Annotated in this window: 12 protein-coding genes and 1 tRNA gene; 4 read left to right on the forward strand and 9 right to left on the reverse strand. The window is 50.3% G+C overall.

The window, feature by feature from the left end:
* Nucleotides 1-95: 95 nt before the first annotated feature.
* Nucleotides 96-1,004, forward strand: coding sequence for a formate/nitrite transporter family protein (locus H7R58_RS16105; protein ID WP_106924219.1), 909 nt, complete (start codon nt 96-98; stop codon nt 1,002-1,004).
* A 75-nt stretch (nt 1,005-1,079) separates the two neighbouring features.
* Nucleotides 1,080-1,154: transfer RNA gene (locus H7R58_RS16110), tRNA-Arg, on the forward strand.
* A 349-nt stretch (nt 1,155-1,503) separates the two neighbouring features.
* Here H7R58_RS16110 and H7R58_RS16115 read toward each other — a convergent pair.
* The 3 genes from H7R58_RS16115 to H7R58_RS16125 form a co-directional block, all read right to left on the reverse strand.
* Nucleotides 1,504-1,890, reverse strand: coding sequence for a hypothetical protein (locus H7R58_RS16115; RefSeq protein ID WP_106924218.1), 387 nt, complete (start codon nt 1,888-1,890; stop codon nt 1,504-1,506).
* A 313-nt stretch (nt 1,891-2,203) separates the two neighbouring features.
* Nucleotides 2,204-4,348 (reverse strand): TonB-dependent receptor PqqU, encoded by a 2,145-nt coding sequence (gene pqqU, locus H7R58_RS16120; RefSeq protein WP_106924217.1) that lies wholly within the window; start codon nt 4,346-4,348, stop codon nt 2,204-2,206.
* Nucleotides 4,349-4,417: 69 nt separating this feature from the next.
* Nucleotides 4,418-5,845 (reverse strand): glucose/sorbosone family PQQ-dependent dehydrogenase, encoded by a 1,428-nt coding sequence (locus H7R58_RS16125; protein ID WP_106924216.1) that lies wholly within the window; start codon nt 5,843-5,845, stop codon nt 4,418-4,420.
* 705 nt (nt 5,846-6,550) lie between these two features.
* Between H7R58_RS16125 and H7R58_RS16130 the strand changes: the two genes are divergently transcribed.
* Entirely contained in the window at nt 6,551-8,077 is a 1,527-nt protein-coding gene (locus tag H7R58_RS16130; protein ID WP_182930232.1) for an EAL domain-containing protein, read from the forward strand.
* A 65-nt stretch (nt 8,078-8,142) separates the two neighbouring features.
* Here H7R58_RS16130 and yedF read toward each other — a convergent pair whose 3' ends face one another.
* From yedF to H7R58_RS16145, 3 genes are all read right to left on the reverse strand, one after another.
* Nucleotides 8,143-8,376, reverse strand: a complete 234-nt coding sequence (gene yedF, locus H7R58_RS16135; protein WP_182934433.1) for a sulfurtransferase-like selenium metabolism protein YedF — start codon at nt 8,374-8,376, stop codon at nt 8,143-8,145.
* On the reverse strand, nt 8,373-9,593 hold the full coding sequence (gene yedE, locus H7R58_RS16140; RefSeq protein WP_106924213.1) for a selenium metabolism membrane protein YedE/FdhT: 1,221 nt from the start codon (nt 9,591-9,593) through the stop codon (nt 8,373-8,375). Before yedE ends, yedF begins: the two co-directional genes overlap by 4 nt.
* A 213-nt stretch (nt 9,594-9,806) precedes the next feature.
* The gene (locus tag H7R58_RS16145) at nt 9,807-11,192 is read right to left on the reverse strand and encodes a diguanylate cyclase (protein ID WP_182930231.1); all 1,386 of its coding nucleotides are present in this window, start codon (nt 11,190-11,192) and stop codon (nt 9,807-9,809) included.
* 178 nt (nt 11,193-11,370) lie between these two features.
* Between H7R58_RS16145 and H7R58_RS16150 the strand changes: the two genes are divergently transcribed.
* Complete coding sequence (locus tag H7R58_RS16150) at nt 11,371-11,847, forward strand: WbuC family cupin fold metalloprotein (RefSeq protein WP_106924211.1); 477 nt, start codon at nt 11,371-11,373, stop codon at nt 11,845-11,847.
* Between the two features lie 56 nt (nt 11,848-11,903).
* Here the strand turns inward: H7R58_RS16150 and H7R58_RS16155 are convergent, their stop codons facing one another.
* From H7R58_RS16155 to H7R58_RS16165, 3 genes are all read right to left on the reverse strand, one after another.
* Complete coding sequence (locus H7R58_RS16155; RefSeq protein ID WP_106924210.1) at nt 11,904-12,242, reverse strand: hypothetical protein; 339 nt, start codon at nt 12,240-12,242, stop codon at nt 11,904-11,906.
* Between the two features lie 561 nt (nt 12,243-12,803).
* The gene (locus H7R58_RS16160) at nt 12,804-13,433 is read right to left on the reverse strand and encodes a helix-turn-helix transcriptional regulator (protein ID WP_024266332.1); all 630 of its coding nucleotides are present in this window, start codon (nt 13,431-13,433) and stop codon (nt 12,804-12,806) included.
* A gap of 463 nt (nt 13,434-13,896) precedes the next feature.
* On the reverse strand, nt 13,897-14,772 hold the full coding sequence (locus H7R58_RS16165) for an extended-spectrum class A beta-lactamase CTX-M-9 (protein ID WP_032489926.1): 876 nt from the start codon (nt 14,770-14,772) through the stop codon (nt 13,897-13,899).
* Nucleotides 14,773-14,923: the final 151 nt, after the last annotated feature.

The raw sequence follows: 14,923 nt of genomic DNA on the forward strand, positions 1-14,923 counted from the left end.
AAATATTACCATTTTTGCACTTTCAGAATATATCTACCTCACCGCCTACCGATAGCCGCTACGCTTTAGCGATACCCTTCTTTTTCAGGATCGCCATGATGGATGACCTCAAAGTAGAAAGCGAAGAAAAGCTGAGCGGAGAAAAAATCGAAGTGGATGAGGAACGCCTTCCCTCCCGCGCCATGGCGATTCATGAGCACATTCGTCAGGAAGGCGAAAAAGAGCTGGAGCGTGATGCCATGGCGCTGCTGTGGTCGGCCATTGCCGCCGGCTTGTCGATGGGCGCATCGCTGCTGGCAAAGGGGATTTTCCACGTTGAGCTGACGGGCGTGCCGGGCGGCTTTTTACTCGAGAACCTCGGCTATACCTTCGGCTTTATTATCGTAATTATGGCGCGCCAGCAGCTGTTTACCGAAAACACCGTTACCGCCGTATTGCCGGTGATGCAAAACCTGACAATGAGCAATATCGGCCTGCTGCTGCGCCTTTGGGGCGTGGTGCTGCTCGGCAACCTTATTGGTACCGCCGTCGCCGCGTGGGCATTTGAATATATGCCCATATTTAATGAAGAGACGCGCGATGCTTTTATCAAGATTGGCCTGGATGTCATGAAAAACAGCCCGACGGAAATGTTTGCCAATGCGATTATTTCCGGCTGGCTCATTGCCACAATGGTGTGGATGTTCCCGGCCGCCGGCGCGGCTAAAATCGTGGTGATTATCCTGATGACCTGGCTTATCGCGCTCGGCGATACCACCCACATAGTGGTCGGTTCCGTAGAGATACTCTATCTGGTATTCAACGGTACGCTGCACTGGAGCGACTTTTTCTGGCCTTTCGCCCTCCCCACGCTGGCGGGCAATATCGTTGGCGGCACGTTTATCTTTGCTCTCATGAGCCACGCGCAAATTCGCAACGACATGAGTACCAAACGCAAGCAAGAGGCGCGGTTACGGTCGATGCATGATGCCAAAGAACACAAACATGAGGAAAAACAGCACTAAATGGCGACTGTTTAACCAGTCAGGCGGCACCGCACTTACCCCAGCGGGCAAAAAACGCTATACTCGTGCCGCTTCGTCCCCTTAGTTAAATGGATATAACGAGCCCCTCCTAAGGGCTAGTTGCAGGTTCGATTCCTGCAGGGGACACCATCGCCCCTCTTCAAAAATCCGCCGATCTGCGCAATGAATATCCAACTCAATCCACAAAAGCGCCGATTCGCCTTTGTGCCTGAACGCTGTTAACGATGTGCGATTACCCAATCTCAGGCAAACAGCGTTCCACGCCATAGCATACATAGAGAAAAAGAAGGAAGGATGGCGGGACGTGGGAGAGATCGGCAGCAACACGGTTAATCGCTGCGCAATGCGGTATGACGATGAGGCCGGTATGCCCTAAAAATGAAAGATTACCGCCAAAGCCTGGCCAATAAGTTCGGCAGCACGGAAATGCCCAGGCTCTGCGCAGTTATCCAGCCCCTCCGCCAACGTCAGGCGGCGGTCAGGACACCGATGAGCAATCTGAACAATAGATAAAAATATCCTCATTAATATCATCAACCCTTCCGGTATCGGCACTTAATATCTGGTCAATATGAAATCGGTCGCTATTGTGAGAGGCTTTATGTCGGGAGCTTATCAGGGCAAATTCTTTATACTTGTTGATGATGATAAAGCTTCGTTTGCCTTTGTGGCTTTCAGGGAAAATTTCCCCATCAACCCCATTTTTTAAAAGATATGCAACATTATTAGCGCCAACGGGCAACGGCGTGATATCACATTGAATTTTATCATTATCGTTACCAATCAACCGTCTCGTTTTTTCCGCGAGGATAAAATCAATTGTTATTTTTGTTACACGATTTAATGAAAGATGATGAATAGCCATATGTCAAACCCTCTCCAGTGAGGCACCGTAAGAGTATATACCTGTTAATATAAAATACCTATTTCTCGATAGATATCACCGGCCGACAAGGCATTGCCTGAAATTAATAGGTACTAATTAAGAAATAGTGAAAACGAATTTCCTGTATGTCGTAAAATGTGGCCGCATCTATTTAACACGTCTCAAACAAGTATTTATATTTTCATACAAAAGCGTTGCCATAAAAACGCAGGACCAGGGATCAACGCCTATCCCATCGCCTTTACCCGCTGCCGGAGCCTCACCTCAATGGCACTCTCCGGCAGCCGTATTGTTACAGTGAATCAAACTGGTAGCTGACCGATAGCCCAACGCCATAGTTACGGCCCGGCGCCGGTTCATAATAGCGTCCGTTGCTCTCGTTGACGATAACAGAGCCGACGTAGCGCTTATCAAACAGGTTATCAACGCGCGTATAGAGGTCGACGGTCCAGTTATCTACCACATATTTATAGCCGGTATTCAGTGCCGTCACCGTATAGGCTGGAGCCTGCTCGCTATTGGCATCGTTGACCTGAATATCGCTCATATAGCGGACTTCAGCGCCAGCGTACCATCCCTCTTCCGGCACCCAGCCAAAGGAGGCATAGGCGCTATTACGTGCAATCCCCGGGATCCGATTGCCGCTCTGAATAGCATCGCCGGCGTTTTCACGGTAGGTCGCATCCAGCAGCGTCCACGCCAGTTTGGCGCGCCAGGCGGGCGCAAATTGCTGATCCCATCCCAGTTCGACCCCGCGGCGGCGCGTCTTGCCCGCGTTCTGATAGGACGTACGGCCATTGTCGCTGGCGGCAACGACAATTTCATTTTTCGTGTCAGTATTGAAGACGCTCAGGCTCGCCATCCCGGTGCCCACCTGCCATTTACTGCCTGCTTCAACGGTGGTGTTAGTGGCCGGTTGCAGAGCAAAGTTAAGCCCGGACTGACCATCGGGACGATAGGACAGCTCGTTAATGGTCGGCGTTTCAAACCCCCTCCCGGCAGAGAGGTAAACGTTCCACTGCGGCGTCATGGCATACTTCAGCGCTGCCGCCGGAAGCCACTTGTGATAGCTCGCTTCGCCGCTATCATCACCATTTTTACCTACAACATAACGATCGTTGGAATCAAACCATACCGAGCTATAGCGCGCCCCGGCGTCCAGCCCCAGGGCTGAGGTGAGCTGCCAGTGCGTTTGAATGTAGGGATCGAGGTTCCACATCAGGTTACGTTCGTTACGTCGCATATCACCTTTGGTGCCGAGATCGTAAACGCCGTTCTGATAAACAAAGTTCTCATAGCCTTTGCGCTGTTCGGTCATCGTCTCGTAATCAAGGCCGGTGGTGATGGCGTAAGGGATAAAACCGCTGTCATCGTGGTGTGTCCAGCGCGTATCAATCCCCTGATACCGACGCGTCAGATCGATAACCCCGCCGGGGTGAGATTCGCTGCGCTGCTGAACGAAATAGGGAATAGACTGATACTGGACCGTTTCACGGATGCCAGCCCAGGTCATCACGCTAAGATCGTCGCGATCGCTGAGCCCCTGCTGATAGCGCAGGCCAGCCTGAGTCTGTTTGACCGTTTTGCGCGTACGGTACTGCTCACCACGCGGCGCCTGGGCTGGGTTGTCCTTCCATTCTGCGCGGGTTAATCCGCCCGGGTCGTCGGCGGTGATATCAACGCTGTTGAGTTGCAGCGTCAGGTTGCCGGTGTCGTTCAGCTTGACGCCCAGTTTCGCATTCAGCAAATTTTTATGCGCGGCGCTATTATCGCGAAAACCATGGGTCGAGAAGCGGCTGCTGGAAACCGTATAATTGACGTCGCCCGCCTGGGTACCATCGCCAGACGCGCCGCTCGCCTTAAGCCCGGTTCGCCAGCTACCAAAACTGCCGTAATAATTGCTGCTTTCAAGGGTCGTCGGCTGGCGGCCGGTTTCGGTTTCGACATTCACCACCCCGCCAGATGCGTTGCCATACAGCGCCGAGAACGGCCCTCGAAGCACGTCAACGTGTTCAATGGAGCCGATATCGATGTTGGATAATTGCCCTTGCCCGTCAGGCATGGTTGCCGGAATACCATCAACGTAGAGCCGCAGACCGCGAATACCGAAAGTCGAACGCGCGCCGAAGCCGCGGATGGACATCTGTAAATCCTGAGCAAAATTCTGTCGGTTTTGGATCTGCAGGCCGGGCACGTCGGCCAAACCCTCCGACAGGTTTATACGCGGTGCGGCATGGCGCATATCATCACCGTAATCAACGGCGACGGCCGCCGGCGTATCCAGCGCGGACAGCCCTCCATCGGCTGCCGCACTGACGATCATGGTTTGTTCTCCAGCAGAGCTGGCGTCTGAAGAGGCCGTTTGCGCGTAGGCGCAGGAAACCGGGGCCAGGGCGACGGCGGTCGCCAGCCGGGAAAGCTGCAGAGTTAATTTCATGTAGACGTATTGCTATCGAAGGGAAAGGAAATCTGGCGAATACCCGCAGGGTATTCGCCAGTGAGTCGGTTACTTGCCGGTATATTCGAAGACGATAATCGAACCTGGATTGCTCAGGTTATGCGTCGGATGGTTAGACTCATCCATCACGTTACCGAAGTTATCGGTCGCCACGAAGAGCTTACGCGTATCCGGGCTGACGACGACCATGCGGTAGCGGTTAGCGGTGTGGAAGTATTTTGCCACATCACCCTGCACGTTTTTCTTATCGGCATTCAGCAGCACGCGATACAGCGAGCCATTTTTCATTGAGCTCACGATAAGCGAGTTGCGCCAGCTTTTAATCACGCCGTCCGCCGGGTAGTAAGTGACGCTGGACGGTGCGATAGTCGGCCAGCAAATATAGGCTGAATCGCCGCTGCAGCTGGCATCGCTGTAGCTGTAGCCCTGACGGACCGTGAAGAAGGTTTTGATCGGCGCTTTAAAGTCGTCGGCTTTCCATTCGGTTTCTTTCTGTACAGGAACCCCGGCTGGAATATGGTTCGGATCCCATTTCAGCGACGGGCAATTTTCTGCTTTGGAATAGTTCGCATAGACGTAAGCCTGATCGTCCTGGAAACCTGCAACGTGCGGCCAACCGTAGTTGCCGCCGGGCTCAAGGATATTCAGCTCATCATCCGATGAAGGCCCCTGCTCGGAGGAATAAAGCGTATTGCCAACGAAGACCAGTCCCTGCGGGTTACGGTGACCATAGGTAAACAGGTGACTTTTAATGCCGTGGATCACCGGGTTATCTTCCGGAATTGAGCCGTCAATATTCAGGCGCAACACTTTACCGGCATAAGCGGAATAGTCTTTATTTTTCAGCTCGGCTTCAGTCGGAATACGCTGGGCATCGATCGGTTTGCAGAAATTAGCGCCCTGATTATGTCCTTGCTCACCAATGGTGTAATAAAGTTTACCGTCAGGTCCAAAACGCAGGCGCCCACCGTTGTGATCGTTTCCTGCCGGGAAGCCGGCGAGAATTTCTTTTTCATTCCCCAGTTTTTGGGTTTTTTCGTCATATTCCAGACGGACAATTTTGGCGTGTTCCTGATCCCCGTCCATATAGGTATAAGCGGTATAGACGTAATTATTGCCGCCGGCTTTCATAAATTCAGGCGATAACGCCAGGCCGAGTACGCCTTCATGCTGCGGGCCAATATGCACACCGCTCAGCGTAATCGCGACTTTTTTCTCACCGGTTTTGGGGTTAATACGATCGATAGCAGCAGCTTTACGTTCAGTGACCCACAGGTAACCATCCGGGCCCCATACCATATCCCACGGCGCATCAAGACCGCTGACCAGCACGTGTGCAGAGAAAGGTTCTGCCGTCTGGACTTCAGGATGTTTAGCTGAGTCGGCGTGCGTCGTTTTCGCTGCATAGGAAACGCCACACAGGGCAATGGATAACGCGACAGCCTGGCTAATGCGTTTTGTTCGAGTATTAAACATTATTCACTCCATACCATATGAAATAATCTCATCATTTCTGAGATTACCGGGATAGAACAACTATTGTCGTCTCGAAATATTTTGTCAAATTATGAAAAGTTTTCTTAAAAGTTATCGTAAGTAACATACTATGGGTAAAATTTAATTTAGCAAAAAACACTGTCAATAAACCCAGTGCTTTATCAATAAACTTAAGGCAAATTAAACCCTCTCACACAAAACCATAGATATTACCTATCATCATTTTTTTCTACTCGATTTTTTTAATGAAGTTGTTTAATTTTTTTTGTGCTTCTTTCACGCATAAAAAATGCCCAAAATGAATATACTTACCAGCAGGCAAAAAAATCGGCGCTATTGTTTTACCTTTGTTTTAATCATTAACATTTTATCAATCTGTCATCTGATACTGAATCATAGCGGCCAACAGCCCTCCCCGCTCTTCTTTTGGCTAAAATTACATCAGCTCCAGCGAATAGCACTCAGCCTATTTCAAAATACTCTGCCGTTTTGTTGAACAATATAATGACTGATGTAACTATTTTCAGTTTAATGCTAATCACGATAATTAATAGAAGATGATGCCTTCGTTTATGGTGTAACAAATAATTACCCAAAATCCTATAAATCACATAATAAAACCATGTTACTCTTACTCGCGTTAAAAACTTGCTGATATAAGTTTCCCCATCGGAGTTTTATTAAATGGATTTTGCCATTAAAAGGATGTACATGCCGTTAATTGTTGCATGCTGCATTTTCACATTTTTAGTTTGCATGCTATTTATTCAGGCAGGCCATATTGTCAGCATAGAAAAAAAGCGTAAGGCGGAGTCCGTTCTGGATTATGCTGAAAGCATCCTGGATGAGGCCCGGTTGGCGGCACAAGAAATGTCCGGACTTGTAGAAAGTACTTGTACTGAGTTAATCAAAAATGAACTGGATAATATTGTTGCAGGCTACCCACATTTGCACTCGATGGTTATTACCGGCCCAAAAGGGATAAGGTGTTCCTCCCTGAGCGGTGAATTTCTACCCGACGCCGCCCACAGAAATACGGCAACTCAAGCCCTTGCTCTGCATACTTTCCATGATCCTGGAAATCGCCATACTCAACCCCTTCTGGTTAAAACATTCCACGGTCACAACGGCATGATATTAGATATCGCCATCAGCGGTATTTTTTTGAAAAATAATCTGAAAACGGATGCTTCAGGATATCCTCTGTATCTTCAGATTGGCGACATGCAGCTTAGCGCCAGCGGCGAGATTTCGCCGGTAAAATCCGTTGGCCACAGCCTGCATCACAGCTCCAGTAAAGAAAGCTCACTATCAATATTCTACAGTTCCGCGCTGGGGCTATCGCTGCTCAGCGCATTATTGATGTTTCCGTTTACGCTATCGGCATCTTTAATACTATCAATACTGTCGGGTTTGGCTTATTACCTGATTATAAAAAAGACAAATACTCCCGGAAATGACCTATTAGCCGCCATTAAAAATGGTGACATAAAAACGTTCTATCAGCCGATAGTCAATGCTGCTGACGGTGAGATTGTGGGTTTTGAAGCACTGTGCCGCTGGTATCACCCGTCAGAAGGTATTATTTCACCGAACCTCTTCATTCCCATGGCCGAAAAAAGCGGGCTGATCGTACGTTTAACGCAATATCAACTCAACCAGATTAGCCGCGATCTCATCACACTTTCGCCGGGCATGAACCGTCCTTTTCATATCAGCGTGAATTTTAGCCAACGCCACTGTGCCGCAGGTACCTTTATTCATGACTGTAAGGCTTTTATACGTAAGATCGCCACCTTCAAAGTAACGCTGATTATTGAAATTACCGAGCGCCATCCCATGCTATTCACCGATGTACAAATGAAAAAATTTGCATGGTTAAAACAAAATGGGGTCCAACTATCGCTGGATGATTTCGGCACCGGTTACTCTAATCTTGAGTATATTTCAGAATTGATACCCGATTATCTGAAAATAGACCGAATGTTCGTAAATTCTATCGGCAGCGGCAATACTGTTCTATTGGACTGCGTGACGGAAATGGTCGACAAGCTCGGTATTAAAGCGATTGCCGAAGGTGTAGAGAATATCAGTCAGGCAAGATATCTCCAGGACCGTGGCGTACAGTATCAGCAAGGTTATTATTGGTATCATCCGATGGATTTTACGACTTTATTGCAAACGCTCTCAGGAAAAACACGTCAACGGTAGACGCCTTCTCTGTGGTGACCCACCGCTGCCATCTTGCCGCCCTATCGGGCGGCAAGGCTGACCGCTTATTTTTGGATCAAATAGCGGATCGTCGGACCATCTTGCTGGATATCCAGCACGGTATAGCCATGGTTGCGAACATCTAGCGGAATATTATTGATCGACTGCGGGCAGTCGCTGACAACTTCCAGAATCTCCCCTTTTTTCAACTGTGGCATCGCTTCCAGCGTTGCCACTGCCGGATACGGGCAGGGCTCACCCACCATATCAAGACGGTAATCCGGTACGATAGTACTCATGCATTCTCCTTCGTCACAACGCCCGTCGCCGTGCGCGTTAACTCACGCCGGAAGAAACGTTTCTCCCAGCCAATAATCAGCAAAAGAGCGGCCAGCAGCAGCGCGTAGGTGACCAGCAGACCGCCCAACGGGCCAAAGGTCGTCAGCAGGTTCACTTTATCCCAATGGGTGGCCAGCGATGGCGCAAGATCGTCCCAGAAATAGGCCAGAATTGTCGACCCGAGGACGTTGCCAAGCCCCACCCACCAGTAGTGCACCTGCCCTTCTACGGCCCGATACATCCAGCCGGTTTCACAGCCACCGGCCAGCACGATGCCGAAACCGAACAGCAGCCCGCCGATGACCGCATTCGGGCCCGCCCACATAATTTTCGGCGCAACGCCGAGCTGGACATAGCTAAAGATACCAATGGCACTCGCCGCCATACCAAAGATGATCGCTTTTGCCATTTGGGTGCGGCCGGTGATCCACAGATCGCGGAAAGCAGAGGTAAAGCAAATTTGCGCACGTTCAATCAGCAGGCCAAACCCCACGCCAAACAGCATGGCCAGCCCAAGCTTCGGATGATCGAACGCGGTCAGCAGCGCCCAGCCCAGCATGCCGATAAACACCAGCATTCCCAGACGAAAGCGGCGACGCGCGCGGTCGGGCTGCTGAGTGAGCGGTGAAGCCGCTGAGACTTTCTGAATATTGACCGGAATACGGAATAGCGGCAGCAGGGTAAAGCGCGCGCCGAACCACGAGCCAAGCGCGGTCGCCAGCGCAAAGAACCAGGCATGAAGCGAGAACTGCGGGATCCCGGTGAAGAAGGCTGCCAGATTACAGCCCATCGCCAGTCGCGCGCCAAAGCCGGCAATCATACCGCCAACAATGGCCTGAAAAATGCGAATACGGCTACGCGGCAAACGCAGCTTGACGTTATTGGCCCACAGCGCCGCCGCAAAACAGCCGCCGAACATGCCCATAATCATCATACCGTCAACGCGGGTTAACGGTGTTCCTTCAAGGCCAATCAGCTTGTAATAACCCCAGGTTTCACTGTGAACGCCAACCAGCTGTAATAGCTGCCCGCCCCAACGCGTAAATTCGCCGGTGACGGCCCAGAATGTGCCGGTAATACCAAAATAGTAGGTTGAGAGAATCCCTGCGGCGATAACCGCCGGGACAGGCGACCAGAATTTGATCAGATATGCCTGTTTAAAGTGTTGCCATGTCATAAATGTGAGCCTCTGAACTCAGAAGGTATATTGTGCGCAGGTGGCGGCACAGAAGCGCTGAATTATAGCGGCTGTCGATGACAGAATAATTGAAAAAACAAGAAAAGGTCGATTCGATCAATTTGAAGAGATACGGGTGAAATAAGCCTTTATTTAAAGGAGTCTTTCACCCGTGCTGATACGTATCGCCAGGGGCCTCTTTACGCGTATGCGCTACGGCTGGCTCGCCTGCCATAATTCAACGCAGTTGCGGCCACGTTTTTTGGCCTGATACAGCGCCTGATCGGCCTGTTGAATCAGACGTTCGTAGTCAGGGTGGCCGGTAAACATCGCCGCACCGATCGACAAAGAGAGCGGAATATCACTGCCGTCGGGGGCAGCAATTTTTGTTTTTTCAACACGGCTACGAATACGCTCTGCGGTACGTAAAGTGTCAATCTGGGTCGCTTCCGTCAGCACGATAACAAACTCATCGCCGCCATAGCGGAAAACGTAATCGTTGCTGCGTACGTTGTCATAAAAGACCTGCGATACTTTGCGTAAAATCTCATCCCCCGTACTGTGCCCCCACGTATCATTGATTTGTTTAAACTTATCAACATCAATAACCAGTACCGACAGCGGAGTGCTAACGCGATTGGCGTGAGAGATTTCGCGCTTAAAAATAGTCGGCATAAAGCGCCGGTTCAGCAGCTTAGTTAATACGTCCACGCCAACTTCATGACGCGAGACTTCTTCAAACAGTTCGCGCAGCAGCGCGATGATTTGCGACACCGAGCTGCGCAGCTGCAATAAGAACTTATTGCGCTGGGCTTTATCATCGATAGGGGGGGTGGCGGCGTTAATCGCATGAATCACACCGTCAAAATCCTGCATCAGACGCGCAATATGCCCGACTTCCGCAATACCGCTAAAATAGTGGCGGCCTTTATGATTAAACCACAGACCAAAATCCGACTGGTTCAACGGCAGGCTGTTCCCCAGGTCGGCATCCAGCACCACCTTGTAGATAATGTCGATTTCCCAGGCCAACAGCGTCGCAATCTGCCGCTCTTTTTCTTCTTCGGCATTTTCCAGCAATGAGAACATGCGGTAATTCTCATCCTCTTTGGCCTGGCTGTTTTCGCTGAAGGAAAAGGTCCGCGACATGACTTCCATCGCCAGGTCGATGCTGTGAATCGAGAAATGATAAATCTGCAGCTTATCTGCCGAAGGCTGTGAACCGTGAATGATGACCGGATAGAGAATTTTCTTTAATACCCGAAAACCCATTTCAACCACTTCCACCGGAATACCGATGCGGGCATGCACTTCTGCCACCGCGTGCTGCATCTTCAGCAGGCGATCGATATCCGCCACTTCGCAGGACAGAACTTCCACAATCCATTTTTCCAGCGCGCGTTTTAGCTGCCGCTCTACCTGCTCGTTACTCAGAAACTCTTCGGCATGAGGGTCGATCAGCACCGTTTTATAGAATTCGGCGCTCAGCGCCTGCGCGCTGTCGGCCGCGATCTCTGCCGCCTGCTGTCGAATGTGAGGTTCAGTTTGCTCAAGCAGCAATAGCCACTCGCTTTTCATTCTTTGTAGATACATCTGCACGGGCAACATCCTCACAATATAAAATCATTAACAATCGAATAACTTGTTCAACAACTATGGCCTGAGTTGCGATAAGACACAAGATGCTACGCCGCAGACTCCCCCTTCACTTGCTCGCCGCGTTCTGGCAATCTGGCCGCCTTGCGACTTCGCAGATTCATCAATAAGGCCACGCCGAATGAAACAGATTACCCGCGACGATATGCACCAACAAAGCGCCGCCGCCGCACAGTCACCTCGCCTGCGTGCGCATCGCAATTTCCACCCGCAGCTGAGCGACCCCGTACAACGGCTGGCCATCGCCATGGAGCCAGGAACCTACGTGCGCCCGCACCGCCATCCGCATACCTTTGAACTGCTGCTGCCACTGAGCGGACGGTTCGTGGTGCTTAATTTTGATGACCAGGGTACGGTGACTGAGCGCGCGGTGCTGGGCGAATCCTGTACGGTGCTGGAAATGGCGCCCGGCACCTGGCATGCGGTGCTGTCGCTGGATAACGGTGGGATCATTTTTGAAGTCAAACAAGGGGCTTATCAGCCCGTCGCCGAAGAAGACTACGCGCCATGGGCTCCGGCGGAAGGAGAAGCCGGTACGGCAGAGCTGATGGCGTGGTATGCGCAGGCGCAAATTGGCGATCGCCGCGCGGCGAGCTAACCGTCGGCCAAAAAAGCCCGCGAGCGCTCGCGGGCTAATCATTCAGTCAACCTCGTTCAGCGCAGACCCAGATGTTCTCTATTTCTTTGCTGAATATACTCTTCCGTAGCGGCCAAGCCATTAATGCGGCCAAACGCAGCCAGCAGATAGACCACCGCTGATTGCTGTAACGTCATTTTGTCCCGCTCGTCTACCACACCGCTCGCCAGGCTCCACGTGCTGGCCGCCTGCTGGCAAAGCGTGCTGACGGACTCCGGAGACAAATATTTTCGTTCATCAATCTCTTGTAATAACCTGCGAAATGCCGCGTCACGCTGGGCCTCCTCGCCGTGGTCGAAAATGATATCCATAATAGCATCCATCATGATGCGCAACTCTTCAGCGTAAATAGTCATAGCGTTCTCGATACGGCAGCACAGTCAACCTTTATAGAAACCGGCGAAGTGGTTTCAATGGTGGTGGGGCCATTGAGAGTGATGGTAGCGACCTCATTAGCATTATTTACCGGAGCGTTCGCACGCCCCCTATTCCTGCTGCTTTGATATTGGTCTGATGGTTTACCGTCACGTTATTATCTCTGCCGGCACGTTCCCGACCAGGGTTAATACCGTCGGCTAACCAGCCTGAAGTATTAACGGTCAGATCGTTAAATTTATCGTTTTCGCTAATCAAATACAGACTCCCGTTTTTCAGCCCACCTGAAGCTCCCCCTGTCGCCCTGGTGGTAATAATTGCCTTATCGTACGTAGCGGGTAAAATCCTGACCGTTACCGTTTACAGAGCCGTAGTAATAAACTGCATAGTTCGCATTGAACGTATTCTCTTGCACGGGGCTGCAAACGCTAAAATCCGGCAACATGCGTATTCAACCGCTTTATGCATTAATATTTAACTGTAGGCCCTTCTCACGGCAAAGTGATAACAATGAAAAGGGCCATCAATCAGTTTAAAATCGCTTATAACGAATGTGAGAATCGGAAAAGGGTATTGATATCGGCCCCCATTTTCTTTTCCGCACGGCGCTTTGCAGCATAGATAGTACGAATATCGACATTGAGTTCATCAGCCAGTTGCAGACAACCGTCTCCGGAAATCAATGCGCTTAAGACAGCAAACTCCAGTTCAGAGAGTGACTCTCCGCCAAAGAAGGCGTCGCGCTGATAGATAAATCTCTTTTTTAACTTTTCACAGGCCAGCGTCAGCCGATCTTGCTGATAGATAACAAGAAAAATATCTTTAGAATGCTTAAACCAGTAATTAGCCAATGGTTTAAGGTATTTATCACAAACGATAACAATTTTTAATTTCGTTTCAATTAAATAATCTATCCAACGTTCGTTAGTAAAAAAGCGCAAATGGCTGATAGAAAAATCGACAAAAATACAGCCTAAATATAGATTATTATAATTTTGTTTGAGGAGCCCCTCCATAATCCCCAGAGAAAAATAGCCACTCCCTTCTGGCCAGGTACAAAAACAATAGTCCTGGCAAAACGAAACGCGCAATGAGGCATTTGGTTTTAATTCACATTGAGAAGGGCAACTCATACAGTTGATTCTTCCGTAATCATAAATTAGTGACTTCATTGTCCCCCTCCTTATCCATGATCGAATAATTTCACTGCCATAAAATGATGTCAATATTCTTTTGGAGGCCCAATAACTCTATTGGCCGGATTAAAACAATATTCTTACAAGCCATCCAAAGGGTGGAAAAACAACCATGCGGAAATAAAGAGGAAAAACAGTGGAAGAATAACTTCCGGCGGAAACAATGAGAAAACTGCGAATGTAAATCAGATAATTACAATAAAAAGAATGAGTCATGTGACTAATCACAATGAAGACTATTCAAAATAAAATAATTTACTTCCATTACTTTGCGGATTTGTTTTTTGGGGGAGGTAATACTTTTGACTTAAAAAGGTCTTAAGGCCATCGAAAAGAATGATATTAATAATCATACAAAAAGCTGAAGATGTATATCAAGAAAAGCTTTTACGGATATATAAATAGAAAGTGGGGCACCGTAGCGCCCCATTATTGAGAGTTACAGCCCTTCGGCGATGATTCTCGCCGCTGAAGCCAGCACATCGCGGCGGCTCTCTGCGTTCTGTTGCGGCTGGGTAAAATAGGTCACCAGAACCAGCGGCGCACGACCCTGCGGCCAGATCACCGCAATATCATTGGTGGTGCCGTAGTCGCCGCTGCCGGTCTTATCACCTGCAGTCCACGACGTCGGTAAGCCGGCCCGAATGCTGGCTGCGCCGGTCGTATTGCCTTTGAGCCACGTCACCAACTGCGCCCGCTGGGTTTCGCCCAGCGCATGACCCAGCGTAAGCTGACGCAACGTCTGTGCCATCGCCCGCGGCGTGGTGGTGTCTCTCGGGTCGCCGGGAATGGCGGTATTCAGCGTAGGTTCAGTGCGATCCAGACGAAACGTCTCATCGCCGATCGCGCGGGCAAAAGCCGTCACGCCTCCCGGGCCACCGAGCTGGGCAATCAATTTGTTCATGGCGGTATTGTCGCTGTACTGCAACGCGGCCGCGCTCAGCTCTGCCAGCGTCATTGTGCCGTTGACGTGTTTTTCGGCAATCGGATTGTAGTTAACCAGATCGGCAGGCTTGATCTCGACAGGCTGATTAAGCAGCTGCTTTTGCGTTTCACTCTGCTTAAGCACCGCCGCGGCCGCCATAACTTTACTGGTACTGCACATTGGAAAGCGTTCATCACCGCGATAAAGCACCTGCGTATTATCTGCGGTATCGATGAGCGCGACGCCCAGCCGCCCTCCGCTGCTTTTCTCCAGCGCCGCCAGCTTTTGCTGCACCGCACTCGTCTGCGCATAAAGCGGCGCGCTGCCCAGCAGCAGCGGAATGCACGCCGCCGCCGCGAACATCATCCGTTGCACTCTCTTTGTCACCATCTCAAACTCCCAATACGGTCAATCCGTGTTACATCAGTATTCATTAAAAGGTCGAACTGAAAAGCAAAACGCCGCGATTTTTCTGTCGCGCCTCGCCGTGAATCACTCGGGCACGCGAGATGACAGCTAAAACGACGAGCGCAGGATGATA

This window comes from Klebsiella sp. WP4-W18-ESBL-05, from assembly GCF_014169075.1.
GTDB classification, from domain to species: Bacteria; Pseudomonadota; Gammaproteobacteria; order Enterobacterales; family Enterobacteriaceae; genus Kluyvera; species Kluyvera ascorbata_B.

Bases quoted from the DNA above. Each gene is read 5' to 3' on its own strand.
- H7R58_RS16155 (WP_106924210.1), bottom strand. From the start codon at position 12,242: ATGACTATTTACGCTGAAGAGTTGCGCATCATGATGGATGCTATTATG.
- H7R58_RS16160 (WP_024266332.1), bottom strand. From the start codon at position 13,433: ATGAAGTCACTAATTTATGATTACGGAAGAATCAACTGTATGAGTTGC.
- H7R58_RS16130 (WP_182930232.1), top strand. From the start codon at position 6,551: ATGGATTTTGCCATTAAAAGGATGTACATGCCGTTAATTGTTGCATGC.
- H7R58_RS16125 (WP_106924216.1), bottom strand. From the start codon at position 5,845: ATGTTTAATACTCGAACAAAACGCATTAGCCAGGCTGTCGCGTTATCC.
- H7R58_RS16165 (WP_032489926.1), bottom strand. From the start codon at position 14,772: ATGGTGACAAAGAGAGTGCAACGGATGATGTTCGCGGCGGCGGCGTGC.
- H7R58_RS16150 (WP_106924211.1), top strand. From the start codon at position 11,371: ATGAAACAGATTACCCGCGACGATATGCACCAACAAAGCGCCGCCGCC.
- H7R58_RS16115 (WP_106924218.1), bottom strand. From the start codon at position 1,890: ATGGCTATTCATCATCTTTCATTAAATCGTGTAACAAAAATAACAATT.
- H7R58_RS16105 (WP_106924219.1), top strand. From the start codon at position 96: ATGATGGATGACCTCAAAGTAGAAAGCGAAGAAAAGCTGAGCGGAGAA.
- yedF (WP_182934433.1), bottom strand. From the start codon at position 8,376: ATGAGTACTATCGTACCGGATTACCGTCTTGATATGGTGGGTGAGCCC.
- yedE (WP_106924213.1), bottom strand. From the start codon at position 9,593: ATGACATGGCAACACTTTAAACAGGCATATCTGATCAAATTCTGGTCG.
- pqqU (WP_106924217.1), bottom strand. From the start codon at position 4,348: ATGAAATTAACTCTGCAGCTTTCCCGGCTGGCGACCGCCGTCGCCCTG.